This is a genomic window from Gemmatimonadota bacterium, assembly GCA_026706845.1.
GTDB lineage: Bacteria > Latescibacterota > UBA2968 > UBA2968 > UBA2968 > VXRD01.
Genome location: JAPOXY010000038.1, coordinates 1 through 12,005, shown reverse-complemented (window position 1 = coordinate 12,005; position 12,005 = coordinate 1). Strand labels below are relative to the sequence as shown.

9 protein-coding genes are annotated in these 12,005 nt (G+C 50.4%); 8 read left to right on the top strand and 1 reads right to left on the bottom strand.

Going from position 1 to position 12,005, the window contains the following annotated elements; all coding sequences use genetic code 11:
* The first annotated feature begins 295 nt into the window (after positions 1-295).
* The 3 genes from OXG87_04145 to OXG87_04135 are packed head-to-tail and all read left to right on the top strand — an operon-like array spanning position 296 to position 5,349.
* A complete protein-coding gene (locus OXG87_04145; GenBank protein MCY3868723.1) occupies positions 296-2,758 on the top strand; it encodes a DUF1592 domain-containing protein in 2,463 nt (820 codons plus the stop codon).
* 32 nt (positions 2,759-2,790) lie between these two features.
* The gene (locus OXG87_04140) at positions 2,791-4,038 is read left to right on the top strand and encodes a sulfatase-like hydrolase/transferase (GenBank protein ID MCY3868722.1); all 1,248 of its coding nucleotides are present in this window, start codon (positions 2,791-2,793) and stop codon (positions 4,036-4,038) included.
* 18 nt (positions 4,039-4,056) lie between these two features.
* Entirely contained in the window at positions 4,057-5,349 is a 1,293-nt protein-coding gene (locus tag OXG87_04135; GenBank protein MCY3868721.1) for a sulfatase-like hydrolase/transferase, read from the top strand.
* Positions 5,350-5,358: 9 nt separating this feature from the next.
* Here OXG87_04135 and OXG87_04130 read toward each other — a convergent pair whose 3' ends face one another.
* The gene (locus OXG87_04130; GenBank protein ID MCY3868720.1) at positions 5,359-6,678 is read right to left on the bottom strand and encodes a sulfatase; all 1,320 of its coding nucleotides are present in this window, start codon (positions 6,676-6,678) and stop codon (positions 5,359-5,361) included.
* Positions 6,679-6,889: 211 nt separating this feature from the next.
* Between OXG87_04130 and OXG87_04125 the strand changes: the two genes are divergently transcribed.
* From OXG87_04125 to OXG87_04105, 5 genes are all read left to right on the top strand, one after another.
* On the top strand, positions 6,890-7,609 hold the full coding sequence (locus OXG87_04125; GenBank protein ID MCY3868719.1) for a hypothetical protein: 720 nt from the start codon (positions 6,890-6,892) through the stop codon (positions 7,607-7,609).
* Positions 7,610-7,612: 3 nt separating this feature from the next.
* Entirely contained in the window at positions 7,613-8,878 is a 1,266-nt protein-coding gene (locus tag OXG87_04120; protein MCY3868718.1) for a sulfatase-like hydrolase/transferase, read from the top strand.
* The gene (locus tag OXG87_04115; GenBank protein ID MCY3868717.1) at positions 8,853-9,815 is read left to right on the top strand and encodes an EamA family transporter; all 963 of its coding nucleotides are present in this window, start codon (positions 8,853-8,855) and stop codon (positions 9,813-9,815) included. Before OXG87_04120 ends, OXG87_04115 begins: the two co-directional genes overlap by 26 nt.
* A gap of 33 nt (positions 9,816-9,848) precedes the next feature.
* Positions 9,849-10,511 (top strand): methyltransferase domain-containing protein, encoded by a 663-nt coding sequence (locus OXG87_04110; protein MCY3868716.1) that lies wholly within the window; start codon positions 9,849-9,851, stop codon positions 10,509-10,511.
* A gap of 176 nt (positions 10,512-10,687) precedes the next feature.
* Positions 10,688-12,005 (top strand): RNA polymerase sigma factor (locus tag OXG87_04105; GenBank protein MCY3868715.1); only part of this gene is annotated, 1,318 nt, incomplete at its 3' end.

Genomic DNA, 12,005 nt, shown 5'->3' with positions numbered 1-12,005 from the left:
ATTGGTTGACTTAGGTTGAGCGGTTTCGGGATCGCGTGAAAGAAGGAAAGGTGCTTGACGACACACGGGTCGTTCTGGGAAGTGGCATGGGCGATGGCTCCAGGCATTCCAATAGAAATTTGCCGGTGATTCTCGCTGGGGGCGGTTTGAAACATCAAGGACATCTCGTGTGTCCTGCTGAGGCACACAAACGGATCCCACTGTCAAACCTCTGGCTCTCTGTCTTGCAGTGGTTTGGTGTAGAACGAGATAGCTTTGGTAAAAGCACAGGGACCTTTTCTGCGATGGAGATTTCATGAAACGTATTTTGATGGTCATTGTCTCCACCCTATGCGCGCATTCTGTCTGGGCAGAACTGCCCAGGGCATTCCTCACACAATATTGCGTAAAGTGTCATGGTTCAAGCGTACAAAAAGCCGATCGGCGCTTTGATCAGTTCTCCGAGACAATTGCCAACTTCAAAGAATTAGAACTCTGGCAGGATATTGTCGATCAGCTCAACCTGCAGTCGATGCCACCAAAGCGTCAGATGCAGCCGGGTAAAGATGAGGTACTTGCCACTGTTCAGATGATTACAGCATCAATTGCTGAAGCGCGTATGCGATTGTCAGGCAAAGGACAGCACACACCTCTGAGACGGCTCAACGCCTGGGAATATCGCCAGACACTCGGCGATTTACTCGGTCTGAATATGGAGGCCTGGGATCCAACGGAGAATTTTCCACCCGAAGTGAAGGTTAAGGGCTTTGACAACAATGCTGCCGGGCTTGTCACGTCGGGCATGTTGCTCGATCACTATTTGCGTGTTGCTGAAGAAGCCATCACACGTGCCACGCATTTTGAAGCCAGACCCGAAGCCCAAAATTACGTGCAAAAATCACCCTTCTATTTTACAAACAAACAGGCCAATTCCTTGTCCTTGCCCAAGGTTTTTAGAGAGGATCGCTTTCGATTTGTATCCGATACGGGATACGATGATCTCACTGGCCGTCACTACCGCGGTGGTCATATTGGCTTTTACCCGCTGGCGAATGGTGGCGCCCCTGTCAGTGGTACCTACACCATAAGGGTACAGGCGGCAGCAATTGATCGCAATCACCATTATGACAGAGAACTCAACGATTTTCCCACAGGCGACCCGCTTGTGCTGGAGTTAGCGGCTGTAGATCGCAAAGGCAGTGTAGTGAGCACGGGCAATATTACGCGCGAATACACGCTTGCAACTGTTGAACTGACCCGTGAAGAGCCTCAGTGGTTTGAATGGGATGTCTATCTGGAAAAAGGATTTGAGCCTGAAGTTCGTTTCCGCAATGGAACGCTGGCAACCAAAGCCCTGGTTCGCAAACTTACTAAGGCAAAAAATCCAAAACCCGAAATCCTGCCCTTCGTGGATCAGAAAGCGGGAAATAAAAGAAATCACGCGCTGCTAAAGGTTTACCGCGGGCCTAAGCTAAGGGTTTGGGAAATTCAGGTTAGTGGTCCTCAAGAGAAAGACTGGCCTCCACTCGGACATCAGTTGATGTATGGCGACCTAAAACCCGAGGATTTGGATCAGAAGCGTATATCGGATCGTTTGCGTGCATTTGCCACAGCCGCTTTTCGCAGGCCCTTGCGCCCGGGAGAACTGGCACCATTTGAGTCGCTTGCGCATGAAAAACTCCGCAATGGCATGGAGCCGTTAACCGCATTACAGCTGGGTTTTCAGACCATTCTCAGTTCGCCTGCGTTTCTATTTTTGCATGAAGGCGAAGGTGCTCTGGATGATTATTCTCTGGCGGCTCGATTATCCTATTTTTTGTGGTCTTCTGCGCCGGATGATGAACTGCTATCACTTGCCCAACAGAAAAAACTAAGCGACCCGGTCACGCTCAGTAAGCAGATCCATCGCATGCTCAAAGACACAAAATCGCACCGCTTTGTTAAAAATTTCATTCGCGTATGGCTCCACTATGACAATATTGGAGAGATGCCACCCTCCCCCGATTTTAGAGTCTATTTTCGCGACAATCTCGGCCCTGCTATGGTGACTGAAACAGAGACGTTTTTTCGGCACGTACTCGACAACAATCTCTCGCCCCGAGAATTTCTTTCTGCTGATTATTCCTTTCTCAATCGGGAACTCGCCCGGCATTATGGGATAGGAGGTATTGAGGGAGATCATTTTCGCCGGATTTCGCTCACCGGGACACCACGCGGTGGTTTGATGGGCCAAGGCAGTTTTCTCATGGCTTCAGCCAATGGCGTAGATACTTCGCCCGTGGTGCGCGGAATATATGTGCTGGAAAATTTGCTGGGATACACACCGCCGCCACCGCCAGACGATGTGCCCGAAATTGAGCCAGACACGCGCGGCGCAACGACCATCAGAGATCAACTGGTCAAGCACCGCGAGATGCCGACCTGCGCCCAATGCCATAACAAAATTGATCCCCCTGGTTTCGCGCTGGAAAACTTTGACGCGATCGGCGGCTGGCGAACCCACTATACCAGAAGCGCAGCGATTGATCCCTCGGGACAATTGCCGAGTGGCGAGACCTTTCAATCCTTCGCCGAATTTCGCAAGATAGTGGCAAAGCGCCACGCAGAGTTCACGCGTTGTCTGACAGAAAAATTGCTGACCTATGCAATAGGTCGCGAGTTGGGAATTACTGATCGACCAGCGATTGATGCAATCGTTCGAGAGGTACAGGAAAAAAATAAAGGCCTACGCGATCTTATCACCCTCGTTGTTTTGAGCGACCCTTTCAAAAGCAACTAAAAAAGGACCTATCGCTCCCCCACCCCAAACACATGATACACAGACCAAACATCCTGTTCATATTTCCCGATCAGCTTAGCGCCAGATGGTTGCCGTGCTATGGAAACCATCTAATTCACGCCCCCAACCTATCGCAATTCGCCGAAAAAAACGCGCAATTCAATCGCGCTTATACAAATGTACCGCTATGCACCCCATACAGGGCTTGCCTATTAACTGGTCAATACCCGAGCCAGACCGGCGTTACAGGGAATGGTATGCGCCTCCCCGTGAATCAGCCGACCATTGCCCATCGTCTGAACCGGGCAGGTTATGACACGCACTATATCGGCAAATGGCATTTGAGTGGTAAACAACAGAACGGGTGGGTCCCGCCAGAACTGCGCGGAGGCTTTCAACACTTCATTGGGTGGGAAAGCCACCATGTAGATCACAACGCCGGACTGATCTGGTACGATGATCCAGACAACGCTATAAAGCTTCGCGGACACGAAACCGATGGCTTGACAGATATTGTCTGCGAGGAACTGGAATCGCTATCATCCCCGGAATCCCCATTCTTCATGGCCGTGTCGTATCAAGCGCCCCACCCCCCGTGTTCGCCTCCCCTGACCGACATGCAGCGATATGATAAGTCCGTACTGGATGGTCCGCCTAACACGGACCGCGACGCCTGGTTCAAGAACAGGGGCTGGAATGCGGACTACGGTGTTGAAGAATTCAGGAAGCGGTACTTTGGGGAAATCTCTCAGTTGGACACCGCGTTTGGCCGCGTATTGAAAACACTGGAAAAGACTGAACTGGCAAATGATACTGTAGTCATCTTCACATCTGACCATGGCGATATGGCCGGTTGTCATGGCTTGTTCGGAAAAGGCGTTATGTTCGATGAGTCTGTTCGCGTACCCCTGCTCATCCGCGTACCCAGGACAGCACAATGCGTTATTGAGAAACCGGTATCCACAGTAGATCTATTCGCCACGATTCTCCATCTGGCCAATGCTGAAAATTCAGGAGAAACCGAAGGACGCTCTCTGCTACCCTGCATGACCGGAGATCCAGATACCGTAACCGATGTCTTTATCGAACACAAAGATGATTGTGTTATCAGGGGTGACGTAAAGCTGGTTACAAAGCGGAACGAAAATGACATTACGCATTGCTTTGATCTGGCGGACGACCCGTATGAACGCAACAACCTGGCTCAGAGTCTGAACCGCGAAACCAGAGACAGCTTGCTCCTCGCTCTGAACCAATGGAGAAACCGAACGAGGAGTTGATTGAAAGGAGATTTATCGATGAATGTGCTTGTTTTGATGAGCGATCATCACAGATTTGACGCATTGGGGTGCCTGGGGAATCCACTGGCTCATACGCCCAATCTCGATCGTCTGGCCGAAAAGAGTGTGCGATTTGACCAGTGTTATACACAGTCGCCTGTGTGTTCGCCAGCGCGGCATAGTTTGGCAACCGGCAAATATGTCCATGCACATGGCGTTTTTACCAATAACTCAATGCCTTATCCGGGGATGTACACGATCGCACACGCTGTACAATCCCTGAATTATCGCCGATTCCATCTGGGACATATGCACTGGAAAGATCCCGATATGGACAATGGCTATGAGCCAGAAATAACACAACAGATGTGGCGCGAGACAATGCCTGAGAATATGCTGGCCCGATACGATTGGGAAAATGAGGGCGTATTGCGGCGGTCATCTGGCGGGCCAAGTCCGCGAAGTCGGGAGCAGCATTGGGGATATCATGTGGCGACAGAGTCGATTCGGCAGATTGAAGAAGCCGTTAGCAAAGGAGAGAAATTTCTGTCCTGGACGAGTTTTACGGAGCCTCATCCCCCGTTTTATCCGCCCAAAGAGATATATGAAAAGATCGATCAGTCAAAAATCGAATTACCAGAGCAAGCACCTGCTGATGCCCCCTTGCCCCACAACGATATTTTGAGAAAACGGAGAGAATGGGCGCATCTGACACCTGTGGAACTGCGGCAGGTAATTGCTGGATATTATGGGATGATTGAACTTGTGGATGGATATTGTGGGATGGTTTTAGATGCGCTGGATCGGTTGGGGATCAGGGACGAGACGATTGTGATCTGGACGGCAGATCACGGCGACCAGATGTGGGAGCATGAGATGTTTTTGAAGTTTAATATGCGAGAGGCTTCGGTGCATGTGCCATTGTTGATTTCTGATCCAGGAATTCAATCGGGGGTGCGGGATGAAATGGTAGAACATATTGATTTGTTTCCAACGATTTGCGATTTGATTGGGGCTGAGGTCCCCGACTCTGTACACGGACGGTCGTTGAAACCGTTGCTGGATGGAGAGCCACTCCCTGATGATTGGCGGGATGCGATATTCAGTCAGATTGGTGATACCCAGATGATTCGGACAGAGACGGAAAAGTTAAACGTATATCAGGGTGAAGCAGGAGAGTATTTTGATCTATCGGAGGATCCGAAGGAGTTTTATAATCGGATTGGGGATGAAAGATATCAAGAACGCGTAGGCGTATTGTTTGAACGGGTGAAGGCGTGGGAGCGTGCGTATGGCCGCGATGACGGTTAGAGAGGAGAATCACACACCACAAAGCCCCTTCACCTCCTGCAGCATCGGATCTTCTGTCTTCTCTGCCATCTGTACGAGTAACTCCGATAGCCGCTTCTTCTCACCTGAAATCTGTGGCGCGTCGATGAGATTTTTCATCTCCAACGGATCGGATTCGTGGTCATACAGGACATTGTGAATCCCCGGTGAAAACACATAGCGGCCATCCCATACGGCACGCCATCCATCGGGCTGGGTCGCGCCGCGGAGTCCCATATATACACAGTCGTTCTCCACACCCTTTCCCTCCAGGCACCAGCTCGCCATACTGTCGCCCTGCATCACCTCGGGAATTCCCAATCCCGCCAGGTCCAGAATCGTGGGCGTGAGATCCACGCTGCTCACCAGCGCGTCACACACCTGATTTGGTTTGATGCGATCGGGCCAACGCACGATGAACGGGATGCGAAACGCGGTCGCAAAAGGACTTCCCTTGCCTCGAAAGTTGCGGTCATCGGGTTCGCAGTGACTGCCCAGCTTATCTCCGTGATCGCTTACATAGACCACAATCGTATTATCTGCTATTCCCAATTCCTCCAGGCCGGCCATCACACGTCCAATCTCCACATCCACTGCCGTTACCTGACCGTAATACATCTGATAAAGCCACCGAAGCTCGCGTTCCCGGTCTCCGAACCGTCCCTTCACGTCGTCTGGCAGTTCAAAGGTATCTGGATCGTACATATCCAGGTACTTCTGCGGGCACTGTTCGGGCTGGTGCGGCGGGCCATATCCCAAATAGTAGAGCCAGGGGCGACCGGCGTCGCGATTTCGTTTTGCAAAGTCCAGAGCCATATCCGTATGCCACGTCGGCTCCCAGTCGTAGCCTTTGATCCGCACCCTCTCGCGATTCTCGTTGTAGTCCCAGACTTCAAAAAACTCGTGCCCTTTCTGGTATCCGTGCCATTCCTGCCATCCCGCTCGCCCTGGACCTGGCTCAATAAATCCACCCCATCCTCTGGGCTTAAACCCATCCAGATGCCACTTCCCGATATAGCCTGTGGCGTATCCAGCGTCCGCAAACAGATCGGCAAACGTAATCAGCTGGGGATTCAGCAGAATATTGTTCACATCCACGCCGTGGGTATGGCAATACAATCCGGTCTGCATCGTCCCCCGAAACGGGGAACACACAGGGCTGGATGAGGCGCAGCGCGAGAACCGGATCCCCTCCGACGCAAGGCGGTCCAGATTCGGTGTTTTCACCTGCGAATCACCTGCACACCCCATCACCGTTCCGCGGTGCTGGTCGGGCTGAATCACCAGCACATTCGGCTTTTCATTCGACATCGTCGGTCCTCCATCAGTCGCTCCTGCAGTACAATTCGCGTCCGATACAATAGCGACTTAGCCTTTGCATGTCAAGCTCGGCGAAGTAGGTCATAGAGCGTTCTCCAACACCCTTCAAAATCCCTACCAGATGATACTTGCTCTTCCCTTCAGTATGTCGTAGAATCTGAATGTCCTTCATTGAGAGACTTCCATACAAAGGAGCGGGGAAATGGCCGAGCCATGGGAATATATCCACACAAAGAGGGTATTGAACAAATACGGTTTGCCCGCCGGAACCTTTGATCCGGAGGCACCGGGAGAGCAGACATACGACATCTACTGGATGAACATTCGGACGAAGCGAGGGAGCAGGCCTCACGAACCTGAGGCTACACTCAGGATTTCTGCAAAGAATGAAGGTGAAGACCGTCATTTGGGAATCGCCTGCTCGGACCTGAAGTTCGATAACACAACAAAAATTAATGCACACTGCGAGAACAACGCACTCACATCTCCAAAGGCCTGGACGCTGAAGTATTCCAACGGGAGCACGGCGGGAAAAGGACTGGTTGAATACACCCAGAAAGGAGAAATCCGAAATAGCCGACTTTTTATGGATAACAAAGAACCTGCGCGCTCAAAAACGCTTGGTCCTTATACCGCCGACTGGTGTCTTTTTGACGCAGTCCAGCGACTAAGTGCCAGAAAGGACACTGCAAAGCACGCATTTGACCTGATAGAAGAATTCTCGATGATCCGGGAAAACCAGTTTCTAATTTATCGCGGGACATCGGAGATCACGACAGATCAAAGTGCTGTGACTGCAGATGTGTATTGCCACTACGGAGAATCCGTTATTCCCACCTGTTATTATGTAGATGCGAATGGCCGATTATTTCTCGTGGTGAGTACGCGTCGGACAGTGATCCTCAAGAGGGAGGTGTCATAAGCGATGGAACAGAGACCGAATATTCTTCTGATTACGACCGACCAGCATAGCGCGGAAGCCCTTGGGCATCTGGGGTGCAATGACGTGAAGACACCCGGTATGGACCGGCTTGCAGCAAGAGGGATCAGCTTTACAAAATCCTATAGCGCGAATCCAGTCTGCTGTCCGGCGCGTGCGAGCTGGTTTACCGGGCGCCACACCCCCGAAAACGGAGTCGTGGCCAATGGTGCCAACATGGTTCCGTCCATGCCGGACCTGGGACAATGGCTGAACAAAAATGGTTACAACGCCTACTACAGCGGAAAATGGCATATTCCCGGCAGAGATGTCGCCCAGAGTTTCCACCATATCTGCCCCGATCCGCGGAATACGGCCGAGACCGGAGACATTGCTTCGACCCGCAGTGCGATCGGATTTCTCCAGAACTACCAGGAAAAAGAACCCTTCTTCCTGTCAGTCGGACTCTTGAATCCACACGATATCTGCTCTTTCGTGCTAACGCATACGATGCACGATGGGAAGATGCCGTTCCCCGAGATTGACGACCTTCCTCCTTTACCCCCCAATTTTGAGACAAACATGGCGGAACCGGAAAAAATCATAAGCTCTCGGAATCAAAAACTGGCAGATCGAGGCGAAGAATCGGGTATGGAAAAGTGGGAAGAGAAACTCTATCGTCACTATATCTGGACCTACTACCGCTATATTGAAAAAGTGGATGGACAGATCGGCCTGATCATGGACGCGCTCGAAAATTCAGCATTTAAGGACAATACGGTCGTGATCCTTACATCCGACCATGGGGACGGGCATCTTCGGCACAAGATGGTCTTTAAGAGCTTTCTATACGATGAGGCCGCGCGAGTGCCCTTTATCATGAGTTGGCCCGGTCACATCGGAGAACAGGTGATCGACCAGGAACATCTCGTATCGGGCGTGGATGTTTTTCCGACAGTTTGTGATTATGCCGGGATCTCGCCACCTCCCATGATGCGGGGATACAGCCTGCGTGCGATTGCTGAAGGTAAAAATCCAGATTGGCGGGATTTTGTGGTAGCACACGCCACCGGAGGCGGTAAGATGCTCCGCACCAACACACATAAGCTCATTACCTATGAGGACGACCCAGTCATCCAGCTCTTCGATATGGAAGCGGATCCCTGGGAAACCAGGAACCTGGCGGAAGCGTCCAACTCAAAGGCACTGGCAAGTGAAATGCAGGCATCCCTGACCGCGTTTGAGAGTGAATTCGAGTTGGCGGGGACCTGAATACCTCGGATATTTCTACAATACCGCCATGACCCTCACCGCCATCATCCTCATCCTCATCTCCGCCTTCACCCATGTGGGCTGGAACCTGTTGTGTAAGCGGGAACACCCGTCCTCAGCCTTCTTTCTCCTGGTCAACACATTCGGGACTCTGTGCCTGATTCCCGCACTCATCCTATTCGGTTTCGCAATTCCCACATTCCCTACCTCCGTATGGCTCTTGCTCGTCGTAACAGGTATTTTTCAGACCATCTACATCCTCGGGTTAGCCAACGCCTACCAGAGAGGCGACCTGTCCATCCTCTACCCCATCGCCCGGTCCTCTCCAGTCATCGTAGTCATTATCGTGACGCTTTTGTTTGACCGTGCCGATCAGGTCAGCATACAGTGCATTTGGGGCATTGCCCTGGTTGCCGTTGGAATGTTTATCCTGCCCATGAAGCATTTGAGTGATTTCCATATTGACAACTACCTGAATGCATCGGTATTGTTTGCATTGATGGCCGCCTTCGCCTCAGCCGGTTATTCGATCATCGACGACGAGGCTTTGCGCTTCCTCAGAGATACTCCCGCCCTCCCCATTGCAGGCTGGCAGGCTACGATTCTCTATGCCTTTTTCGAAGGCCTCATTACCTCTCTCTGGCTGGGCATTTGGGTTCTATTTCAAAAACGCGGTCGCATCCTTATGTGGGAAATCCTGAAAACGCGGGCATCTCGCGCCCTGCAGGCAGGCACAGGCATGGCCGTCGCATACACTCTGGTGCTGATCAGCCTGGCTTTTGTCTCAAATGTCAGCTATGCCGTTACTTTTCGCCAGATCAGCATTCCCCTGGGCACTGTTTTCGGTATCCTCCTTCTCAAAGAACCCGGCTACACACCCAAATACCTTGGGGTCGCCATCATCTTCACAGGGCTTGTTCTCGTCGGAACCGGATAGAGGAACGCATAACTCAGAGTAGAAAGGAACCCTATGCCATTCAAGATTGCTGACGATCCAGAAACTGATTATCGGGAACTGGTAAGGACCGCCTATAACCGGTGTGCGGGGGATTACGCTGGGCAAAGGCGTATCACACCTGAAGCGGAACTCAACTTGATAACTGAGCATCTGATGCCTGGTGCAAAGATCCTTGATGTTGGATGTGGTGCTGGTATCCCGGTTGCACAACATCTTGCCGGGACATTCAGCCTCACTGGGATCGACATCTCCTCAAACATGATCGCTTTAGCTAAGAAAAACGTCCCCACAGCTAAATTCGTCATCGCCGACGTAATGGAGACCGAATTCCCTACAGGTAGCTTCGATGCAATTGTCAGCTTTTACGCCATCTTCCATATCCCGAGACAGGAGCATCAGGACCTCTTTCGTAGATTTGCACAATGGCTTCGGCCCGGCGGTCTCCTTCTGTTTACGGTTGCAAGGTACGACGATGGGCCAGGATATACCGAAGATGATTTCTTCGGAGAGACCATGTACTGGAGCAACTTTGGCCCCTCGACCTACAAGAAGTTTCTCACTGAGACTGGATTTCAGATTGAACGGGAAGGCACCGTAGGAAGTGGATCCAAAAGTGCTAATGCGCCGGAGGAGGTTCACCCATTTTTCTTCGCTATCAAAAGAGGGGGATTGTAGATGGGGGCCTTTGCATTTGCCACAATCGGCGCACTCGTTTATCTGGAAAGGTAGGCGACCAAAGCCCACTGCTCTCCAAATGGTAGTGGGCTTTACAATTTTGTACACCTCTTTCTTATTCGTGCCCTCTAATATATGAAAACGTCGTATAGAATTGAATTTTGGAAGCCTGTCAAATGACTCAAACCGATAATGATACGATTCTTATTCAGAAATCTGTGCAAGGTGACCAGCAAGCATTTAGGGCGTTGGTTAACCGGTATGGTTCTCTGTTGCTTCAAACAGCTTACCGTTTGACAGGAAACTGGGATGATGCGCGAGATATAGTTCAGGAGGCACTACTCTATGCACACGCTTCATTGGATAGTCTAAGAGATCCACAGCGTTTTCTTCCCTGGGTTCGAGCCATTATCTATCGAACATATCAAGGCCACCGAAAAAAGCAGACGCGACGCACAGAATTATTGAATTTCTATATCTCCTCCGAAGGAAATGATCCCTCAATTTCTGCTCACTCCATACTTCCAGATCAATACCTATATCAGAAAGAATTGGCTTCTCTACTCCATCATTCTCTTCAATCATTGACCGAGCGCAACAGACGCATTGTTGAATTGTTCTATCTTGAAGATTGGCCAATCAGAAAGATCAGCGACTTCCTTAAACTTTCAACAGATACAATAAAAAACCGACTCCGCACTGCCCGCATTCAAATGAGAAAGGAGATATTGGGAATGCAAACACTGAATCCAATGCCACGATTGAAACCGCAGCGCATTGCCCGTTTCGAAATTTCAGGGAGTTTTTCTGGCGATTCTTCTAATCCGTTTGGGTTAAATAATACCCTGTTGTATCAGCGCATACTGGCAGCCTGTCGAAAAACATCTCTTACTCCATTTAAATTAGCAAAGCGAATTGATGCGGATGAAGCTTATGTTATAGACGCTTTGTTATCGTTGCTTAAAATGGAGATCATTGCAGAAGCAAAACCCAGCCATTATGTTGCAAATTTCTTTTTTCCAACAGTTTCGGATGATCAAATCCTTTTAGACCGATGCCAGCCATATGTAAAAAAAGTGACTCAAGAGTTACAAAAAAATCTGGCTACTATCAAGAAGACAATTGCTGACTGTTCTTTTACTCAATGGGGATTCGGTTGGAATGAAATACACTGGATTGTTCTGTATGAATGGTTGCCTCAGCCGCCAATCCCAGGCCGACCGAAACCACTATCTGAAAAAGAAATAAACCGATTTATAGGACCGCTTAGACCCGATGGTGGACGCTGGTATTTATCAGGCCATGATCTGACTTCCCCTTTTTCGGAAAGAACAGGCAGTCGTGCTTTTACCGAGTATAATGGCTCGGGAAGACACTATAAAATGAATTGGCATGGTTCGGGGAGACTCATGAAAGAGAGGGAATTTGAGATTGCAGTGAAGTTAGCTCACGGTCCAAAAACTGAAACAGAGATACTGGCGGGCTTGTCCAATG